The organism is Sporosarcina sp. Y1009 (genome assembly GCF_057669865.1).
The window spans coordinates 191800-213496 of sequence record NZ_JBYHFO010000002.1 but is presented as its reverse complement, the minus strand read 5'-3'; the positions used below and the strand labels follow the sequence as shown (position 1 = coordinate 213496).

At 39.8% G+C, this 21697-nt stretch carries 19 protein-coding genes; all 19 read left to right on the top strand.

Annotation, left to right across the window (positions count from 1 at the left end):
• Positions 1 to 3: 3 nt before the first annotated feature.
• The 19 genes from infB (at position 4) to AC25Y1_RS03645 (ending at position 21697) form a co-directional block, all read left to right on the top strand.
• Positions 4 to 2397: a translation initiation factor IF-2 gene (gene infB / locus AC25Y1_RS03735; protein ID WP_488146603.1), complete on the top strand. Its 2394-nt coding sequence runs from the start codon at positions 4 to 6 to the stop codon at positions 2395 to 2397.
• A complete protein-coding gene (locus tag AC25Y1_RS03730; RefSeq protein ID WP_488146602.1) occupies positions 2394 to 2672 on the top strand; it encodes a DUF503 domain-containing protein in 279 nt (92 codons plus the stop codon). The genes infB and AC25Y1_RS03730 overlap by 4 nt, the downstream gene beginning before the upstream one ends.
• Before the next feature lie 22 nt (positions 2673 to 2694).
• Positions 2695 to 3045 carry a 30S ribosome-binding factor RbfA gene (gene rbfA / locus AC25Y1_RS03725; protein ID WP_488146601.1) on the top strand — a complete coding sequence of 117 codons (351 nt, stop codon included), beginning with the start codon at positions 2695 to 2697 and terminating at the stop codon, positions 3043 to 3045.
• A gap of 72 nt (positions 3046 to 3117) precedes the next feature.
• A complete protein-coding gene (gene truB / locus AC25Y1_RS03720) occupies positions 3118 to 4029 on the top strand; it encodes a tRNA pseudouridine(55) synthase TruB (protein ID WP_488146600.1) in 912 nt (303 codons plus the stop codon).
• 16 nt (positions 4030 to 4045) lie between these two features.
• A complete protein-coding gene (locus AC25Y1_RS03715) occupies positions 4046 to 4984 on the top strand; it encodes a bifunctional riboflavin kinase/FAD synthetase (RefSeq protein WP_488146599.1) in 939 nt (312 codons plus the stop codon).
• Positions 4985 to 5121: 137 nt separating this feature from the next.
• Positions 5122 to 5391 (top strand): 30S ribosomal protein S15, encoded by a 270-nt coding sequence (gene rpsO / locus AC25Y1_RS03710; RefSeq protein ID WP_488146598.1) that lies wholly within the window; start codon positions 5122 to 5124, stop codon positions 5389 to 5391.
• A 145-nt stretch (positions 5392 to 5536) separates the two neighbouring features.
• Entirely contained in the window at positions 5537 to 7657 is a 2121-nt protein-coding gene (gene pnp / locus AC25Y1_RS03705; protein ID WP_488146597.1) for a polyribonucleotide nucleotidyltransferase, read from the top strand.
• Between the two features lie 101 nt (positions 7658 to 7758).
• Positions 7759 to 9009: a M16 family metallopeptidase gene (locus AC25Y1_RS03700; RefSeq protein WP_488146596.1), complete on the top strand. Its 1251-nt coding sequence runs from the start codon at positions 7759 to 7761 to the stop codon at positions 9007 to 9009.
• 58 nt (positions 9010 to 9067) lie between these two features.
• Entirely contained in the window at positions 9068 to 9340 is a 273-nt protein-coding gene (locus AC25Y1_RS03695; protein ID WP_488146595.1) for a YlmC/YmxH family sporulation protein, read from the top strand.
• Positions 9333 to 10103, top strand: coding sequence for a hypothetical protein (locus AC25Y1_RS03690; RefSeq protein WP_488146594.1), 771 nt, complete (start codon positions 9333 to 9335; stop codon positions 10101 to 10103). The genes AC25Y1_RS03695 and AC25Y1_RS03690 overlap by 8 nt, the downstream gene beginning before the upstream one ends.
• A gap of 12 nt (positions 10104 to 10115) precedes the next feature.
• Positions 10116 to 10706 carry a dipicolinate synthase subunit B gene (locus AC25Y1_RS03685; protein WP_488146593.1) on the top strand — a complete coding sequence of 197 codons (591 nt, stop codon included), beginning with the start codon at positions 10116 to 10118 and terminating at the stop codon, positions 10704 to 10706.
• 78 nt (positions 10707 to 10784) lie between these two features.
• Entirely contained in the window at positions 10785 to 11825 is a 1041-nt protein-coding gene (locus AC25Y1_RS03680) for an aspartate-semialdehyde dehydrogenase (protein WP_488146592.1), read from the top strand.
• A 24-nt stretch (positions 11826 to 11849) separates the two neighbouring features.
• Positions 11850 to 12740, top strand: a complete 891-nt coding sequence (gene dapA, locus AC25Y1_RS03675; RefSeq protein ID WP_488146591.1) for a 4-hydroxy-tetrahydrodipicolinate synthase — start codon at positions 11850 to 11852, stop codon at positions 12738 to 12740.
• 112 nt (positions 12741 to 12852) lie between these two features.
• Positions 12853 to 14520: a ribonuclease J gene (locus AC25Y1_RS03670; protein WP_488146590.1), complete on the top strand. Its 1668-nt coding sequence runs from the start codon at positions 12853 to 12855 to the stop codon at positions 14518 to 14520.
• A 94-nt stretch (positions 14521 to 14614) separates the two neighbouring features.
• Complete coding sequence (locus tag AC25Y1_RS03665) at positions 14615 to 16945, top strand: DNA translocase FtsK (protein WP_488146589.1); 2331 nt, start codon at positions 14615 to 14617, stop codon at positions 16943 to 16945.
• 159 nt (positions 16946 to 17104) lie between these two features.
• Positions 17105 to 17824, top strand: coding sequence for a GntR family transcriptional regulator (locus tag AC25Y1_RS03660; RefSeq protein ID WP_488146588.1), 720 nt, complete (start codon positions 17105 to 17107; stop codon positions 17822 to 17824).
• Positions 17825 to 17875: 51 nt separating this feature from the next.
• Positions 17876 to 18949, top strand: a complete 1074-nt coding sequence (locus AC25Y1_RS03655) for a BMP family lipoprotein (RefSeq protein WP_488146587.1) — start codon at positions 17876 to 17878, stop codon at positions 18947 to 18949.
• 143 nt (positions 18950 to 19092) lie between these two features.
• Positions 19093 to 20664, top strand: coding sequence for an ABC transporter ATP-binding protein (locus AC25Y1_RS03650; protein ID WP_488146586.1), 1572 nt, complete (start codon positions 19093 to 19095; stop codon positions 20662 to 20664).
• Entirely contained in the window at positions 20654 to 21697 is a 1044-nt protein-coding gene (locus AC25Y1_RS03645) for an ABC transporter permease (RefSeq protein WP_488146585.1), read from the top strand. The genes AC25Y1_RS03650 and AC25Y1_RS03645 overlap by 11 nt, the downstream gene beginning before the upstream one ends.

The following is a 21697-nucleotide window of genomic DNA, read 5'->3' as shown; positions in this document are numbered from 1 at the left end:
CGCATGACAAAAGTACGTGTACATGAATACGCGAAACTAGTGAAAAAAACGAGTAAAGAAGTAATTGAAGAACTCGGGAAATTAAATGTAAATGTAACGAATCATATGTCTACAATAGATAAAGATGTTGTTACAAAGCTTGATCAGTCATTTGGCGGAAATAAAGAAGGAAAAGAAACACCAAAAGCGACAAATTCAACTAAAACTTCTAAACCAACAAATGAATCATCAAAACAAGGCGGTCAAAATCGTCCAACAACAGGTGGACAGAACCGTCCGGCAACAAGCGGTCAAAATCGTCCAACAACAGGTGGACAGAACCGTCCGGCAACAAGCGGTCAAAATCGTCCAACAACAGGTGGACAAAACCGTCCGGCAACAAGCGGTCAAAGTCGTCCAACATCAGGTGGACAGAATCGTCCGGCAACAAGCGGTCAAAGTCGCCCAACAACAGGTGGACCGAACCGTCCAGCAGCAACTGCTAGTACAACAGGTTCAGCTTCACGTCCAGCGGGCGGTAGAGCGCCAGGTCGTCGCGGTGGACGTCCACCGGCTCGTGGTATAAACCAAGGACGCAGAAGATACCGTCCAGCTCCAACACCAAAAGTCCAACAGCCACTTCCAGACAAAATCACATTTTATGAATCACTTTCAGTTGCAGAGCTTGCACAGAAATTAGGTCGCGAACCTTCTGATATTCTTAAAAAGTTATTAATGCTTGGTGTTATGGCAACAATTAATCAAGAGCTTGATAAAGATGCGATTGAATTAGTTTGTGCGGATTATGGAGTTGAAGTAGAAGAAGAAATTCGTATCGATGTAACAGATCTTGATATTTATTTTGAAGAGACAGAGGGCTTCGAAGAAGAAGTGTCTTTACCAGAAAATATTATTGAACGCGCACCAGTTGTAACAATTATGGGGCACGTTGACCATGGTAAAACAACATTACTTGACTCAATTCGAAATACAAAAGTAACACAAGGTGAAGCAGGCGGAATTACTCAACATATCGGTGCTTACCAAATAGATAATGACGGTAAAAAAGTAACATTCTTAGATACACCTGGTCACGCAGCGTTTACAACAATGCGTGCTCGAGGCGCGTCAATAACTGATATTACAATTCTTGTTGTTGCAGCTGACGACGGTGTTATGCCGCAAACAGTCGAAGCAATTAACCATGCCCAAGCGGCAGACGTTCCGATTATCGTTGCTGTGAATAAAATCGATAAACCTGCAGCTAATCAAGAACGCGTAATGCAAGAACTTACTGAACATGGACTTGTTTCAGAAGAATGGGGCGGCGATACAATTTTCGTTCCTATTTCAGCACTGACAGGTGAAGGTATCGATACATTACTAGAAATGGTTTTACTTGTTGCAGAAATTGCTGAGCTTAAAGCCGATCCAACAATACGTGCTCGTGGTTCAGTCATTGAGGCTGAATTAGACCGTGGACGCGGCGCTGTTGCAACATTATTAGTACAAGATGGAGTTCTTAAAGTGGGAGATCCAATTGTCGTTGGTAACACTTTTGGTCGTGTCCGTGCAATGATAAGCGACGTAGGTCGCCGAGTTCAATTTGCAGAACCTTCTACGCCAGTTGAGATTACTGGATTAAGCGATGTACCACAAGCTGGTGACCGTTTTGTTGTCTTTGAAGACGAGAAAACTGCACGCCAAATTGGTGAAGCAAGAGCTGGTGAAGCGATTTTAGAACAACGAGATGTGAAAACAAGAGTTACATTAGATAACTTGTTTGAACAAATGAGTCAAGGCGAAATGAAAGAATTAAAACTAATTGTTAAAGCAGACGTACAAGGAACAGTTGAAGCTATGGCAGCCTCTCTCATGAAGATTGAAGTTGAAGGCGTCAATGTGAAAATTATCCATACTGGGGCCGGAGCAATCAATGAATCAGATATTTCTCTTGCAGCAGCATCAAATGCAATCGTCATTGGGTTTAACGTTCGACCGGACGTGAATGCAAGACGTGCGGCAGATGCTGAAGGCGTCGATATTAGACAACACCGTGTCATCTATCAAGTAATCGAAGAAATTGAATCAGCGATGAAAGGTATGCTTGATCCAGAATACGAAGAAAAAGTCGTTGGCCAAGCAGAGGTGCGCGAAACATTTGTTGTATCTAAGATTGGAACAATTGCTGGAAGTTACGTTATTGAAGGAAAAATTGTTCGTGACGCAGGCGTTCGTGTGATTCGCGACAGCATCGTAATCTTTGAAGGAGAACTTGAAGCATTGAAACGCTTTAAAGATGATGTTAAAGAAGTTGCAAGAGGTTATGAATGTGGAATTACAGTTAAAAACTTTAATGATATAAAAGAGGGCGATATCATCGAAGCCTTCGTGATGGAAGAAATTAAACGCGTATGATCGTCTATGCGGAATGTACGTTTTTCATTCCGATGGCTGCCTCATTAAAAGATAAACGGTCGGTTTTAAGACGCATGATTGATAGGACGAAAAATTCCTATAATGTGTCCATTGCAGAAATTGACCATCAAGATCTTTGGCAGCGAACGTCATTAGCGCTTGTAGCAACGGCTTCTTCTAAAGAAGCTGCAGAACGAGAAGTAAGAAGGGCCATTCGCTTATTGGAGTCGAATCCAGAATGGGAAATGACCCAGATTACAGTCGATTTTTACTGATTACGAATCGGGGTGACTAAACATGTCAAAACGTGTTAATCGTGTTGCGGAGCAAATGAAGAAAGAACTTGGTGAAATTATTTTACAAAAAGTGAAGGATCCAAGAATTGGCTTTATTACCGTGACAGATGTTGAAGTAACGGGTGATTTACAAAATGCAACAATCTATATTTCCGTATTAGGAAATGAATCGGAAAAAGAAGCGACTTTAAAAGGTCTTGAAAAAGCTAAAGGATTTATACGCTCAGAAATCGGTAAGCGAATTAGACTTCGCGTAGTTCCTGAGATAGAATTTGCTTTTGATGAGTCCATCGCTTATGGAAATCGAATCGAAACGTTGCTCACTCAAGTTAATAATGAATCGAAAGAATAACAAAATGGAGGAAGTCGGTGTCCAAATGGACTTTCCGACTTCCTCTATTTTTATGGAAAATGAGGTTTTGATATGAATGGGATTCTTCCATTATGGAAAGAAAAAGGGATGACGTCACATGACTGTGTCTATAAATTACGCAAGATTTTGGGAACGAAAAAGGTTGGACATACAGGCACTCTGGACCCAAGTGTTGAAGGCGTCCTTCCAATATGTATTGGACAAGCGACAAAAGTGGCGGAGTATATAACGGATTCAGGTAAAGAATACGTTGCAGTTATCTCGATTGGTAAATCAACCGAAACCGAGGACGCAGACGGTGAAATTGTAATTGAAAATGATGAATTTAAACGGTTTAAGCGCTCGGAACTTGAACATGTGTTATCAAAGCTGACTGGTGAAATTGAGCAAATACCACCTCTGTATTCAGCTGTTAAAGTTAACGGACGTAAGCTATATGAGTATGCCCGAAAAGGTATCGAAGTAGAAAGACCGATGCGTAAGGTGAAAATCCATACGCTAGAATTACTTGACGTTGCCGATGAATTTGAAGGAACTGAAGTTAATTTTAAAATTCGCATTAGCTGTGGTAAAGGAACTTATATCCGTACGCTAGCTGTCCAGATTGGGGAGTTATTAGGATATCCAGCGCATATGGCGTCACTCGTTCGATCTGCCTCTGGAACCTATCGGGTAGATGACTGTTATACGCTAAGCGACCTTGAAGATTTAAAAGAAAAAGAATTACTAGACACATGTATCCATCCATTAGAAGATGCATTAATTGAATTTCCATTTGTAGAGGTAGAAGACGCGGACTATGATAAAATAATACATGGGCAAGTGATGCCTAAAAACCCACTACTGGATAATGGGTATCCAATTGTCTTCACGAAAAATAGTAAAGCATTGGCTGTTTATAAAATTCATCCAACAAAGCCCGAGTTGATGAAACCTGAAAAAATGTTTCCAGTAAATCGTTAGGAAGGTGGATACAACGTTGAAAATTTTTGAATTAAGCTATCCTGAAAAAATGAAAATAGATGGCGATGAACATTATTCACTAGCCATCGGATTTTTTGATGGCTTACATAAAGGTCACCAAGCTGTAATTCACCAAGCTATTGAAAAAGCTGAAGAGTTGTCGATTCGCTCCGCTGTGATGACTTTTAATCCACATCCATCTCATGTATTAGGTGGAGGGAAAAACAAAATTGGCTATATTACCCCATTTGAAGAGAAATGTAGGTTATTGAAAGAAATGGGTGTAGATGCTGTATTTATTGTAAAGTTTGATATGAATCTAGCCTCATTAAAACCAGGTGAATTTGTAGAGCTATTTATTAAATCTCTCGGTGTTAAACATGTAACGGCAGGATTTGATTATACTTTCGGTGCTAAAGGTGCAGGCACGATGGCAGATATGAAAGAACTTTCAGCAGGTGCTTTTGAAACGACAGTTGTAGGGAAGGTAACCGATTCCGCAGATAAAATTTCATCAACACGCATTCGAAAGCTATTCTCAGAAGGCAATGTTAAAGATGTAGCTCTTTTATTAGGAAGAAATTTTCGAACCATTGGCAGTGTTGTACACGGAGAAAAAAAGGGGCGCAAGCTAGGTTTTCCAACTGCAAATGTCACGCCGCTAGAAGGCTCTATTCTACCGGAGAATGGTGTGTATGCCGTCCGTTTTTTACTGGAAGGTTCTTTGCTGAAAGGGGTCTGTAATGTTGGGGTTAAACCTACCTTCAACAACCCTAACATTAAAGCAGCAATCGTTGAGGTTCATCTATTCGATTTTGATGGGGATATTTATGGCAAAGAAGTCGTAGTTGAATGGGTGGAACATATACGAGCAGAGAAAAAATTCGAATCGATTGAGGCGCTAATCTCTCAAATTGCTAAAGATAAAAAGACAGCACTTGAAATTCTTTCTTAAGTTTGAAATATCTTTACATTAAACAATCTACATGATATTATAAATAGGTACATTTAAAGTACGAACCATTTCTTGGCATCACGCATCACCAACGTATGCGAGGAAATTGGGGATATTAAAAATAGGAGGTGATAAGGATGGCTATTACACAAGAGCGTAAAAACGAATTGATTTCTGAATTCAAGACTCATGAAAGTGACACTGGATCTGCAGATATTCAAGTCGCTATCCTTACTGAAGAGATCAACAACCTGAACAAACACTTATCTACTCATAAGAAAGACCACCACTCACGTCGTGGACTTATGAAAATGATCGGTCGTCGTCGTAAATTACTTAAGTACTTACGCGACAATGAAGTTCAGCGTTACCGTGATCTTATCACTAAACTCGGTTTACGCCGATAATAAGATGACTACATGGAAGCGGGCCTTGCCCGCTTTTTCTTTTTGTTATGAATGTTTCGCATCAATGTAGCTAATTTGGTACACTATAAATAATACATACAACGTATGCAATTCTGATTGTTGCTACATAGAGAGGGGTTCAATAATGACAGAACAAAAGAAAGTATATTCGTTTGAGTGGGCTGGGAGAGAATTAATAATTGAAACTGGCCAATATGCAAAACAAGCTAACGGCGCTGTACTTGTTCGTTACGGAGATTCAACGATACTATCAACCGCTACGGCTTCAAAAGAATCAAGAGGATTAGACTTTTTTCCATTAACTGTGAATTACGAGGAGCGTTTGTATGCTGCAGGTAAAATCCCAGGTGGTTTTATCAAACGTGAAGGTCGACCTTCTGAAAAAGCAGTATTAACGAGCCGTCTTATTGACCGTCCGATTCGTCCTTTATTTGCGGATGGTTTTCGTAATGATGTACAAGTTATTTCGTTAGTTTTGTCAATCGACCATGATAGTTCACCTGAAATGGCTGCAATGCTAGGTTCTTCTCTAGCGCTTTCTGTGTCGGACATTCCTTTCGAAGGACCGATTGCTGGCGCTCAAATTGGTCGAATCGACGGAGAATTTATTGTGAATCCGACATTAGATCAATTAGAAAAAAGTGATTTGGACTTAATCGTAGCAGGTACAAAAGATGCGATTAACATGGTAGAAGCTGGAGCATCTGAAGTGACGGAAGACGTTATTTTAGAAGCAATTATGTTTGGCCATAATGAAATCATTAAACTCGTTGAATTCCAAGAGAAAATCATTGCAGAAGTTGGAAAAGCGAAAATGGAAATTCCATTATACCAATTAGATGAGGCACTTAAGTCTGAAATTCAATCGAAGTATGGCGCTGCTCTAACTGATGCCATTCAAACAAAAGAAAAACATGAACGCGAAGATGCCATTAATGCCGTTAAAACTGAAGTGACAGAAGCTTATGCTGTAGATGAAGCGGATGCAAATTTACTTAAACAAGTAAAAGGCATTTTAAGTAGCATGGTAAAAGAGGAAGTTCGCAGACTGATTTCAGATGAAAAAGTTCGTCCAGATGGTCGTGCACCAGATGAAATTCGCCCGCTTGAATCGCATGTTGGTATTTTGCCAAGAGCACATGGTTCAGGTTTGTTTACACGTGGACAAACACAGACATTAAGTGTTTGTACATTAGGCGCACTAGGCGAAGTACAAATCATTGACGGTATTGGCCTCGAAGAATCAAAACGTTTTATGCATCATTATAACTTCCCGAACTTTAGTGTTGGGGAAACGGGTCCAATCCGCGGACCAGGTCGTCGTGAAATTGGACATGGTGCTTTAGGAGAACGTGCCCTCGAAGCAGTGCTTCCAGATGAATCAGATTTTCCGTACACAATGCGTTTGGTTGCTGAAGTACTCGAATCTAACGGCTCATCTTCACAAGCATCAATTTGCTCGTCTACAATGGCTATGATGGATGCTGGTGTTCCATTAAAAGCACCAGTTGCTGGTATCGCAATGGGACTTGTTAAGAGAGACGAAAATTACTCGATTCTTTCTGATATTCAAGGTATGGAAGATGCACTTGGAGATATGGACTTTAAAGTAGCGGGTACTGAAAAAGGAATTACAGCGCTTCAAATGGATATTAAAATTGATGGCTTGTCTCGTCAAATTTTAGAAGAATCACTGACACAAGCGAAAATTGGTCGTCTGCATATCCTTGAGCATATGAATTCAGTTATTTCTGGCCCTCGTGAAGAGTTGTCAGAATACGCACCTAAGATTATTAAAGTTCAAATTAACCCAGATAAAATCCGTGATGTCATTGGACCTGGCGGTAAAGTAATTAATAAAATTATTGAAGAAACTGAAGTTAAAATCGATACAGAACAAGATGGTACGATTTATATTTCTTCTCCAAATAGTGAAATGAATGCGAAAGCAAAAGCGATGATTGAAAACATTGTTCGTGAAGCTAAAGTTGGCGAATATTATATGGCGAAAGTCAAACGGATTGAAAAATTCGGTGCATTCCTAGAAATATTCCCAGGAAAAGACGGTCTTCTTCACATTTCTCATATTGCAGAAGAACGCACGCGTGCTGTTGAAGACGTGTTAAAATTAGGTGACGAATTATTTGTAAAAGTAATTGAAATTGATAACCAAGGCCGTGTAAACTTATCAAGAAAAGAAGTTATACTTGAAGAGAAGAAAGCCGCAGAAAAAGAGAATAATTAATTTAGGTTTATCGTACAATTAAAGGCCTCATATCGAGGTCTTTTTTTTATCATATTTTGTTTAGTCATGTTCAGATTGATTTTTAAATAAGGGGGATGGTCTTGATTCAAAAACATATATGCAAAAATGGCGTACGAATTATTCATGAACTAATGCCAAGTATGCGGTCGGTCGCAATCGGCGTATGTATAGAAGCTGGTTCACAGGACGAGTTACCAGGAGAAGAAGGTTTGGCTCATTTTATCGAACATATGCTATTTAAAGGAACGCCCACGCGTTCTGCCCGAACAATTGCAGAGCAATTCGATCGGATGGGTGGAGATGTGAATGCATTTACATCAAAAGATATGACTTGTTTCAATGCAACTGTTCTTGGCAATCACGCCGAAACAGCTATTTCGATTTTAGCGGATATGATTTTGCATTCACTCTTTGATGAAGCGGAAATTGTGAAAGAAAAATCAGTTATTCTGGAAGAATTATCCGCTGTCGAAGATATGCCGGACGATGATGTCCATGAGCAACTCATGTCTGTCATGTATCCCAATCATCCAATTGGAAAATCTATACTCGGTAAGAAAGATACGATTACTTCATTTACAAAGGATAAGATTTTAAAATTTAAAAACAGAGTTTATAAACCCGAACAAATTGTCATTTCTGTTGCAGGTAATTTTGACGAACATTTAATCAATACAATTGATGATCTTTTTGGGTCATACCAATCCGAAGTTGAAAATGTAGTGATTAATCCAATGGCAGCGCCAATTTTTCATGCGGATATGACTATAAAAGAGAAAGACGTAGAGCAATCCCATCTTTGCATAGGTTTTCCATCATTGGATTTACAGGATAATAGGCTCTATGCGTTAACAATTTTGGATAGTATCCTTGGATCAGCTATGTCTTCACGTCTATTTCAAGAAGTGCGCGAGGAACGTGGCTTAGCTTACTCGGTATACTCGTATTATTCCGCCTATAAAGAAGCCGGAACATTTATCATATACGCAGGAACATCACCTGAGAAAATTAACGAACTGTACTTCACGATAGATGGAATTATTCAAGCGATATTGCTAGAGGGTGTAACAGATAAAGAAGTTTCCCAGGCCAAAGACCATGTTATCGGCAGTTTCTTATTAAGTATGGAAAGCACTGAATCGCATATGTCGAGAAATGGTAGGAATGAAATAATTTTTCAGTCTGAGAAAAGCATTGATGAGGAAGTATTAAAAATTCAAGCCGTGAAAAATGAAGATATTTTACAATTAGCAACAGAAATTCTAGGGAAAGAACGAGCCATATCAGTTATTGCTCCAAAAGAATCAACAAACCGTATTATATTCAACTAACAATCTTTTCAACTCTCGTTCATATACTGAATCAGTATAGTTGAAAGGGGAATGAAGAATGTTACTTTCAGAACTTGCTGGGAAAGAGCTCATTCAAGTAGATGAAGGGATACGCTATGGTTTATTGGCCGATACAGACCTGATCTTTGATGGGAAGACGGGTGACATTATTGGGCTTGAGGTTAAAAGAAGAACCGGACGTTTTTCTTTTAAAAATAAAGCTGATGAGGCAGATGAATTCATCCCTTGGTCAGAGATTGTTTTGATCGGAGAGCATCGTATTCTTTTTAAAAAGACAGGTCCGATTGATGAGACTTATTTAGATGAATAGGGAAAAGTGGTTATTTATAGGGACTGATAAACGCTTGTCCATGTGCAGTAAATTAATGTCCAATAAGGGGTACGATTCGTGCTCGGTTCAAGTTAATGCGTATACGGAAAAACTTGAAAATGTACTCGAAGACTATAAGCCAAATCATATTGTATTCCCTATCTTAGAAATGGCCGGTTCAATTCCAATTGAAATGATTAGGGAAAGCACAAAGTTATACACAGGTGTCGTCTCGGAAGAATGGAAAAAGCGTTACACAGATGCTTCACTTTCGATTACATCCTATCTTCAAGATGAAATTTTTATCTGGGAAAATGCACGCCTTACTGCTGAAGCATTTTTGCATGAGTATTATAGGGAAATTGGTCTAACGATTGCGGACAATCGTTTCTATGTTGCAGGCTATGGACGAGTCGGGAAAATGGTGGTAGATGTACTTAACTCACTTGGTGGTCATGTGACAGTCATTGCTCGTTCTGATGCCCAGTTGGGTGAAGCGAGGATGCGGGGACATCAAGTTCTACGCTTGTCTGATTCTTTGGAAATAGATGGTTATCTTGTGAATACAATTCCAAATAAGTGGTTATCTGAGTTAGCGAACATGCCGAAATTCATCTTCGACCTTGCTTCAGCACCCGGTTGCCTAAAGGCACCATCGACGTTTGAATACTATAGATTACTCCCTGGGTTGCCAGGGAAGTATTTTCCTGTCGATGCGGCAATTTCTTTAAGTGGTGCACTCGAGAGGATCAAACGAAGATGAGAGGGGAAGCAAATGCTACAAGGAAAACGAATAGGTCTTGGAATAACAGCTTCACATTGTACGTATGAAGAGATTATTCCCGTTATTGACTCGTTGATGGACGCTGGCGCTACAGTTATCCCTGTTATTACACATTCAGTACTCACTGCTGCAACTAGATTTGGTACGGGTGAAGAGTGGATTGCAAAGATTGAAAAAGCGACAGGCGAAAAAGTGATTTCAACAATTGTAGGTGCTGAGCCATTCGGACCATCTACCCCTGTTGATTGCATGATTATTGCACCGATGACTGGTAATTCTTTAAGTCGATTTGCGAATGCATCGACTGATTCTCCGGTATTAATGGGTGCGAAAGCAACTTTACGTAATGGTAGTCCGGTTCTTTTGGGAATATCAACGAATGATGCTTTAGGATTAAATGGTGTCAACATTATGAAACTTCTTAACATGAAAAATGTCTTCTTCATCCCATTTGGACAGGACGATCCGTTCAAAAAACCAAACTCCTTAATTTCAGATTTTTCCCTAATGGTACCTGCCGCAGCAGCAGCGCTAAATAAAGAACAAATTCAACCATTATTGATAATTCATAAACAAAAGTAAAGGTTCTGACACAAACATGTTGAATCTTATGCTATAATCTTTCCATTACAACTGCTTTGATGCTGAAAGGGAGATTTGATGATGAGTACAGTTAATGTCGCAATTGTAGGCGCTACTGGTGCCGTTGGAACAAAAATAATAGAGAAACTACTCGAACGTAATTTTCCTTTAAGTTCGATAAAACTTTTAGCTTCAAAAAGATCTGCTGGAAGTGTAATTGAGGTTAACGAAAAACAGTATATCGTTGAAGAAACAGTTCCGGAATCATTTGATGATGTAGATATCGCATTCTTTAGTGCGGGCGGCGCAATTTCAAAGCGATTTGCGGAAGAAGCAGTAAAAAGAGGCGCTGTCGTGATTGATAATACAAGTGCGTTTCGTATGACAGAATCAATTCCACTTGTTGTACCTGAAGTCAATTCGAGTGCGCTTAGAGGGCATAAAGGAATCATCGCAAACCCAAACTGTTCCACAATTCAAATGGTAACAGCGCTAGAACCTATCCGTGAGAAATTTGGACTGGGCCGTATAATCGTCTCTACGTACCAAGCAGTTTCCGGTGCAGGGGCAGATGCAATTGATGAGCTAGAAAAACAAAGTAAACAATTTATAAATAGACAAGAAATAGATGCCAAACTGTTACCTACTGGTGCAGGCGAAAAATTTTATCCAATTGCGTTTAATGCGATTCCTCAAATTGACGCATTCGATTCGTCAGGTTATACGCTTGAGGAACTGAAAATGATAAATGAAACAAAGAAAATCTTTAATATGAGTGAGTTGCCAGTTTCGGCGACATGTGTCCGAATCCCAGTTGTATCGGGACACTCTGAATCAGTTTATTTTGAAGTGGATCAGGACAATATCACTGTAGAGGATATTCGTTCGGCACTTAAACATGCACCTGGAATCGTCGTACAAGATGATGCAGCTACTCAAACTTATCCGATGCCTTTATTATCAGAAGGGGAAGACCACGTATTTGTTGGGCGACTACGAAAAGACCCGGACCACCCATCAGGCTTTCATATGTGGGTTGTAACAGATAATCTTCTTAAAGGCGCTGCACTTAATTCCGTGCAAATAGCAGAAACTCTCTTAACAATGGATCAGAAATAACAACGACGAAAGAGGGATTTTAGTATGGAAATTGGACGAATTTCTACCGCAATGGTAACGCCGTTTTCATCAACGGGTGCGATTGATTTTGATAGAACAGCGGTGCTAATTGATCATCTAATCGCAAATGGCACAGATTCACTTGTTGTTTGTGGCACAACTGGTGAGTCACCCACTTTAACTAAAAAAGAAAAGGAAGAACTCCTGTCTTTTACAATAGAAAAGGTAAATAAGCGCATTCCAATTATTGCAGGTACAGGTTCAAACTCAACTGCAGAGTCGATTGAAAGCACATTGGTTGCAGAGCGTGCTGGAGCGGATGGCATTATGCTTGTCACACCGTATTATAATAAACCGGATCAGAACGGGTTATATACTCACTTCTCAACAATTGCCAAGGAAACGAATTTACCAGTTTTACTGTACAATATTCCTGGGCGTTCAGTGGTCAATATGACATCGGAAACGACAATCGCTTTATCGAAAGTGAAAAATATTCGTGCTGTGAAAGAAGCAAGCGGAAATCTTGAACAAATGGCTTCGATTATTAGTGGAACGGATGCTGGTTTTAAAGTGTATAGCGGTGATGATAGCCTCACCTTACCCCTACTATCTATTGGGGGAGATGGCATTGTGTCTGTAGCTGCACATATTGTAGGCAATGAAATGCAGAAAATGATTTCAGCGTTTAATGAAGGTCGCACAAAAGATGCCGCATCTATGCATCTAGCGCTTCTACCATTGTTCAAAGAGTTATTTACTGCCCCGAATCCGGTTCCGGTGAAGTATGCATTGAAAAAATGTAATGTGAATACAGGTAGCGTAAGATTACCGTTGATTGGATACGAAGAGGATAATAAGGCCTTTGATAAAGTATGGGAAAAGTTCAAAAGTACTGAACATCTTTTTGTATGACGACAGCCGGTCTAATAATGTGACCGGCTTTTTTTGTTTGTACAAGAACGTTTCGTCCCGTATAATGAATCATAGTCGATATGGACGGGCAGTAGAAATAGGAGGAACAAAATTGACAAAAACTAAAAATGAAGTAATCCGCATTATTCCCCTTGGAGGAGTAGGAGAAATTGGTAAGGCGATGTATGTCGTTGAAATCGATGAAGAACTGTTTATCGTAGATTCAGGGCTGATGTTCCCAGAAAGGGAAATGCTTGGAATCGATATTGTTATACCAGATCTTACATACGTTGAGGAAAACAAACAGCGTGTAAAAGGTATATTCTTAACACATGGTCATGAAGATGCAATCGGTTCACTTGCATACTTATTACAAGTTGTACAAGCACCAGTATACGGTTCTAAACTTACGCTAGCATTAGCGAAAGAGCATTTAAAAGACATGCCAGCACCATCATCAGTTCGCTTTTTTGAAGTAACCAACAAAAGCAGAATGAATTTTACTGGTACCCATGTTACATTCTTCAATACAACACATAGTATTCCCGATTCACTGGGCATCGTGTTTAACACAAGTGAAGGTGCAATTGTTCATACTGGTGAGTTTAAGTTTGACCAATCTGCCAAAGGAAAATATCGTCCGGACATTGGGAAAATGGCCAATCTCGGGGAAAATGGCGTTTTTATTTTAATGTCTGATTCTTCAGAGGCTGAACGCCCTGGATATACAACGTCTGAATCGGTTATTGAAAAACAATTATCAAAAACGTTCCACGCCTCAGAAGGTCGTATTTTAGTGGCTTTATATGCATCGAACTTTATCAGGATTCAACAGGTTCTAGACAAAGCCTTTGAATCTGGAAAAAAGGTAGCAGTGGTTGGTAAGAGTCTTGAAAGTTACTTTGAAGTGGGTGTGAATCTAGGCTATTTAACAATGGAAGACGAGATTGTCATTCCAGTCAGTGAAATAGAAAAGTATGATGATGACAAAGTGGTCATAATTGTCACTGGCAATAAAGGCGAACCATTAGACGCTCTTGAAAAAATTGTTAGAAAACATCATGATGATGTGCGTATAAAAGAAACCGATACGGTTCTCATCACTTTTACACCCTCGCCAGGTATGGAAGTATCTATGTATGAAACAATGAATCAATTAGCCAAAAATGGTGCTACAGTCTTGACATCAAGCAAAAAAGTTCACGTGTCTGGGCATGGGAGCCAAGAAGATTTAAAACTCATGTTAAACTTGATGCAACCGAAATATTTCATTCCAATTCAAGGAGAATATCGGATGCTGATGGCGCACTCAAAACTTGCTCAAGAAACGGGTCTGCCAAAGACAAGTATATTCATCGCTGATAAAGGCGATATTGTTGAATATAAAAGCGGCAAGGTACGCATGAGTGGACGCGTACAAGCTGGTAACGTCTTAATAGACGGAATTGGTGTTGGCGATGTAGGAAATATTGTTCTTCGTGATCGTAAACTATTATCACAGGATGGTATTTTTACAGTTGTTGTCACATTAAACCGCAAAGATAAGAAAATTGCAGCGGGTCCTGAAATTGTCTCTCGTGGCTTTGTCTATGTTCGTGAATCAGAAGAGCTTCTCAATGAAGCAACCAAACTAGTGACGAAAATAGTCGAGAAACATGTGTCTAAAAAATCATTTGAATGGACAGGAATTAAACAAGAGATTCGCGATACCCTTAGTTCGTATTTATTCCAACAAACGAAAAGGCGTCCGATGATTATTCCGATTATTATGGAATACTAATGGATTTCCAAATAAGGATCCTGCTGTAAAGTGAAAGGATTTCCTTGCCGTCTGATCGGCGGGAAATCCTTTTTTAAAAGAAAGGAGGACACAAATGTCTAGGAAAAGAAAAGGGAAGAAACGCCCAAATCGAAAAAAGAGTCCTACGAGCGTACAACCATTATTTTACGAAGTCATTGGTCTTTTGATGATAGGTTTAGCGGTAATTATTATATTTGAATTCGGACCTGCTGGAAGAGGACTTTCATCAGCGACGAGATTTCTATTTGGGAATTTGCATATTGCGATTCCATTTTTATTAATTGTTCAAGCACTTATATTTATGATTATGCGCAAAGTAGGGGGCTGGAAAAATAGGATTATGGCTGGAAGCTTGTTCATATTAGCAAGCTTATTATTATTTAGCCATGTCCATTTATTCAAAGAGTTGAATGAAAGTCGTATACTACTTTCAAATTCAGCGCTTAAAGAAACGTGGAATGTCCTCATCGTAAATGACGGGATAATAGATCGGACCGGTGCATTAGGCGGTGGGATGATTGGTGCAATTTTGTTTGCGATTTTTTATTCTATGTTTGACTCTGCTGGAGCAATGGTTGCTGGTATATTATTATTATTAATTGGTCTCGTATTACTGTCGGGTAAAGCACTGGTTCCAATAATTGCAGAGAATTTCCCGAAATTATTTGAGTCATTTAAGAAAACCTTCTCAGAAAAGTTCTCGCGTGACAAAAAAGAGAAGAAACCTGTGAAAGCTGAGCAGAAACCGAATACCAATACAAGAACGCGTCGCTCACAAGTAAAGGATAAGGAAACAGTTGTAGAGGCGGTTATTGAAGAGATTCCTTCACAACCAATCATTTCCACTTTTACAGAACAAATCGACAAGCGTGCAAAAGAAGAGGAAGCAGTCAGCGTTGTTGAAAAGGATGTTGCGACGAACACACAAAGTACAGAAGTTGAAAAGATAGGTGCAATCATAGGCGAAGAAGAAAATGAGTCCTATATATTACCACCAACGACTTTGTTAACTGAAACACCTTATAATGATCAATCTGGCGAATATGATTCAATTCAAGAAAATGCACAAAAACTGGAAGATACATTCTTAAGTTTTGGCGTGAAAGCCCGTGTGGTTCAAGTTCACTTAGGACCCGCAGTGACTAAATATGAAGTATTGCCTGCGACAGGCGTTAAAGTTAGCCGCATCGTTAGTTTGACGGATGATTTAGCACTAGCACTAGCAGCGAGCGATATTCGAATCGAGGCGCCAATTCCAGGGAAATCTGCTATTGGTATTGAAGTGCCTAATAGTGATGTCGCAGTGGTTAGTCTACGCGAAGTAATTGAAGCGAAGGAAAATAATACACCAAACTCCAAACTAATGATTTCATTAGGAAGAGATGTGACGGGTCAAGCGATCTTAGCCGAATTGAACAAAATGCCCCATATGCTAATTGCAGGTGCAACTGGGAGCGGAAAGAGTGTTTGTATCAACGGGATTATCATTAGTATTCTTATGCGTGCTAAACCACATGAAGTGAAAATGATGATGATTGACCCGAAAATGGTAGAACTAAATGTTTATAACGGTGTACCACATTTACTGGCACCAGTTGTGACTGATCCGAGAAAAGCAGCACAAGCACTGCAAAAAGTTGTCTCTGAGATGGAAAGACGATATGAACTCTTTTCTCATACGGGAACCCGGAATCTGGAAGGATATAATAATCATATAGACGAGTGGAATTTAGAAAATGACGAAAAGCATCCACAGATGCCTTATATCGTCGTCATCGTCGATGAACTTGCGGACCTTATGATGGTGGCTTCTAGTGATGTAGAAGATTCGATCACACGTCTGGCGCAAATGGCACGAGCAGCAGGCATCCACTTAATTATCGCAACACAGCGACCAAGTGTTGATGTCATTACAGGTGTTATTAAAGCAAATATTCCATCGCGAATTGCTTTTGCAGTTTCTTCAGCAATCGATTCAAGAACGATATTGGATAGTGGAGGAGCGGAGAAGCTGTTGGGAAGAGGTGATATGCTATTCTTACCAGCTGGCGCATCTAAACCAGTTCGAATTCAAGGCGCATTTGTATCGGATCGAGAGGTTGAGTCGATTGTTGACTTTGTAATTGAACAACAAAAAGCGCAGTACCAAGAAGAAATGATCCCAACCGAGATTGTCGACGTTCCTCCACATGAGGAGACAGATGAGCTGTATGATGATGCAGTGAAACTCGTTACGGAACTTCAAACAGCTTCTGTCTCGATGTTGCAAAGAAGGTTTAGAGTCGGTTATTCAAGAGCAGCACGCATTGTAGATCAAATGGAAATGCGCGGAGTTGTTGGTCCGCCAGACGGAAGCAGGCCACGTCAAGTGCTTATCAGCAAAGAAGCAGATATTCATTCTTAAACCGTGTTTTTCTAGGGACTTTTGTTACTATAGTTTGTAATTATAATGTTTATTTATAATCTCTGTTTATTTTGTGGGACGAAAGTGATATAGTGAGATTGATTAGTAGTGATATTTAAATAGAAAAGGCTGGACCTTCCAGAGGACGGTGAATCATAAATGGCAAGTACGAGTCAACACTACTTAAAAGTAATTGATCATTTGAAACAAGACATTGAATCAGAGGTTTTTAAAGAAAGCGCCCGCCTTCCCTCTGACCTTGAACTTGCCCAAAAATACAATGTTACGAGAACAACTTTGCGAAAAGCATTAAATGTTTTGGAAGATGAACGCTTCCTCATTCGTCGACATGGTGTAGGATTGTTTATTAATCCTAAACCGCTTTTTACATCCGGTATTGAACAATTGTCAAGTGTTTCCGCCATGATACGAAATGCAGGCATGGAGCCTGGTACGATTTTTGTTGACGTCTTGGATACAGATCCTGCAGATGATTGTATAGCTAAATTCGACTGCTCGGAAGATGACAAAATAGTCACGTTAAAACGGGTTCGCACTGCTGACGGTGATCCAGTTGTCTATTGTATTGACAATTTACAGGCGAAGTATTTACCCGTCGAAACAGAAGAATTCCTGAATTTATCAATCTTTGATGTGATTGAACAAACTGGAAACGTCCGCATTGATCAGGCGATTGCACAGATAGAACCGGTTGCTTACGATGAAGAAGCATCTTCGATTTTACGCTGTGGCGTAGATGTGCCACTTTTGGTTTTGACACAACGACATTATACGAGTGACGGGGAAATGGTATTATATTCAAAGAACTATTTCCGCGCAGATAAATTTAGTTTTCATGTCGTCCGGAAACGGGTATAAGACGCTTCGGCGTCCTTACTATAATAAAAGAAATAATAGGAGGGTCTTACAATGAGAAAAAGTAAATTTGGTCTCGCACTAGCTTCGATGCTTGTAATCGGTGGTTTGCTCGGTGCATGTGGTACTGATAAAGATGGAGACAAAGACGGAGCCACTACAGGCTCTAATGAAGTAAATGAGAACGCTGTCACTGTCGCAATGGTAACGGATACAGGTGGCGTTGACGACAAATCGTTTAACCAATCTGCTTGGGTAGGGATTCAAGAATACGGTGAGAAAAGCGGTTTTACTAAAGGCGATGGTGGTTTCGACTATTTAAAATCCGATGATGCTTCAGACTACGAGGCAAACTTGAATCGACTTGTTCGTCGTGACTTCGATGTCGTTTATGGTATCGGATTCCTACTGAAAGATGCAATTGAAACAATTGCGGAGCAAAATCCGGATACTATGTTTGGACTTGTCGATGAAGAATCAGATGTAGAAAACGTTGCAAGTATTATGTTTAAAGAGCAAGAAGGTGCGTTTCTTGCAGGTGCTGCAGCTGCACTTATGACAAAATCCAATAAAATTGGTTTTGTTGGTGGAATGGAAATCCCAGTTATTACACGTTTCCATGCAGGCTTTGTCGCAGGAGTTGCAGCTGTTAATCCTGATATTAAGGTAGACGTACAGTATACGGGTGACTTTGACAAAGCGGAAAACGGTAAAGCGGCTGCAAACCGGATGTACACTTCTGGTGTAGATATTATTTTCCACGCAGCTGGTGGATCAGGTAATGGTGTATTCTCAGAAGCGAAAGAGCGTAAATCTGCAAACCCAGATGAGTATATTTGGGTAATCGGTGTTGACTCAGACCAATACGAAGAAGGTCAAGTGGGTGACGATAACATCACACTTACTTCTATGCTTAAACGTGTTGACCTATCAGTAATTAGCGTGGCAGAACTTGCTGAAAAAGATGAGTTCCCTGGCGGCGAAATAACTAGATACGGTATTGCTGAGGGCATGGTTGAACTTGCAGATTCACGCGGTTCAATTCCACAAGATGTTCTAGACAAAATCGATGCGTACTCAAAAGATATTGTTGATGGAAAATTTGTAGTACCTGAAGATCCAAAGTAATAATTTAGTATAGTAAGGGGCCGGTTTTCTTCCGGCCTTCCTAATTTTATCGAAAGTAAATTAATACAAGAAAGGTTTCCTCCAGAAAATGGAATCTTTTCTTGTATTAATTTTGTAAATCATTTATTAAAGGAGTGAATCCATTGGAATACGTCATTGAAATGCTGGATATTAGAAAAGAATTCGGTAATTTCGTTGCGAACGATAATATTACACTTCAGCTAAAAAAAGGGGAAATCCATGCTCTTTTAGGTGAAAATGGCGCAGGAAAATCGACATTAATGAACATTCTCTTTGGCCTTTATCACCCTGAAGGTGGGGAAATTCGAGTTCGTGGTGAAAAAGTTTCGATTTCCAATCCTAATATCGCCAATAATTTAGGAATCGGAATGGTTCACCAACACTTTATGCTAGTTGAAAACTTAACAGTGACAGAAAATATAATCTTAGGCAATGAACCGAAAAAGAGGGGAACCATCAATATCCGTGATGCGGCAAAAAAAGTCGCAGAAATCTCGAAATTATATGGGTTGAATGTGGATCCGAATGCTAAAATTTCGGATATATCTGTGGGCATGCAGCAGCGCGTTGAAATATTAAAAACGCTATATCGAGGTGCTGAGATCCTCATATTTGATGAACCAACTGCGTCACTTACACCGCAGGAAATTGATGAGCTTTTTATTATTATGAAAAAGCTTATTGAAGAAAATAAATCAATCATCTTAATAACACATAAGCTTCAGGAAATTATGGATGTCACAGACCGAGTTACCGTTATTCGCAAAGGGCAGGGGATTGGGACAGTTATTACAAGTGAAACGAATCCCGAAGAACTTGCTACGTTAATGGTTGGACGACAAGTCACTTTTAAAACTGAAAAAGGTCCAGCATATCCAACCGATGAAGTTTTACATATCGAAAACCTTGTAGTGGAAGATTACCGCGGAGTCCCAAAAGTTAAAGGATTGAATCTCTCGGTTAGAAAAGGGGAAATTGTTGGTATTGCGGGAATCGATGGGAATGGTCAAAGTGAGCTTATAGAGGCAATAACTGGTCTTCGAAAAGTAAAAGAAGGAAAAATTTCAATTAATGCCAAAGATATAACAGGTAAACATCCTCGGGAAATTACTGAAACGGGACTTGGTCATATTCCACAAGACCGCCATAAACATGGATTAGTATTAGAGTTCTCTGTCGGCTATAATGCCGCTTTACAATCCTACTATCAAGCACCTTTTACAAAAAACGGCATAATGAATTATAAAGTTGTATCTGAAAAAGCCAATGAAATAATTGAAGCCTATGATGTGAGAACTCAAGGTGAACATGAACTTGCACGCGCTCTGTCGGGCGGTAATCAACAAAAGCTCATCATCGGACGAGAAGTAGAACGAAATCCAGACTTATTGATTGCTGCACTACCAACACGTGGACTTGATGTTGGCGCAATTGAATTTATCCATAAAAGATTGATAGAACAGCGAGATAAAGGCAAGGCAGTTTTATTAATTTCTTTTGAACTCGACGAAGTTATGAATGTATCTGACAGAATTGCAGTTATTTATGATGGTCAAATTGTTGATACAGTAAATCCATTAGAAACAACTGAACAAGAGTTAGGCCTCTTAATGGCTGGACACCAGAAAAGTGAAATGGTTGTTGTTGGTGATGAAGTTGTACTGAAAGAAGGTGATGATCCAAATGTCGAATAGAGCTATCAATCTATTAGTGCCAGTCATTTCCATAGTACTTGGCTTAATTGTCGGTGCGATTGTTATGATTTTCAGCGGATATGATCCTATTGCTGGTTATATCGCATTGTGGAATGGTATTTTTGGGGATTCTTATGCAATTGGGGAAACAATTAGACAAATCAGCCCTTATATTTTAGCAGGACTCGCGGTGGCATTCGCATTCCGGGCAGGCTTATTTAATATAGGAGTGGAAGGACAACTAATTGTGGGTTGGTTTGCAGCCGCTTATGTTGGAACATTTGCTGACTTGCCTAAAATTATTCACTTGCCGTTAGCCCTTATCGCAGCCGCATTAGCTGGGGCGTTATGGGGTTTAGTACCAGGGTTATTGAAAGCTACATTACGAGTTCACGAAGTTATTGTTACAATTATGATGAACTATATTGCACTTCATGTAGTTAACGCGTTGATTAAAACAGTATCGGGAAGTTATAAGACAGAAAAAATTCAAGAAACAGCATCACTTCGATCTGAATTTTTATCGAACCTCACGGACTATTCGACCCTTCACTACGGTATATTAGTAGCGCTCGCGATGGTTGGCGTCATGTGGTTTATATTGGAGAAAACGAAAACAGGCTATGAGTTAAAATCAGTTGGCTTCAACGAGCATGCTTCGCAATATGCGGGCATGAATGTAAATCGAAACATCATCCTTTCAATGGTAATTTCGGGTGCATTTGCAGGTCTTGCTGGTGCCATGGAAGCACTTGGTACATTTGGTTATTTGGCTACAATGGGCGGTTTTACCGGTATTGGATTTGATGGTATTGCAGTTGCATTATTAGGAGCGAATACACCACTTGGAGTCATTTTCGGAGCAACATTATTTGGCTCATTAAAATATGGTGCAGGGAATATGCCAAATGAGGCTGGAGTTCCAACAGAGATTGTCTCGATAATTATTGCACTCATTATTTTCTTCGTCGCATCAGGATATATCATCCGAGTGATCCTTAATCGCATGAATAAGAAAAAGGGGGCAAAGTGA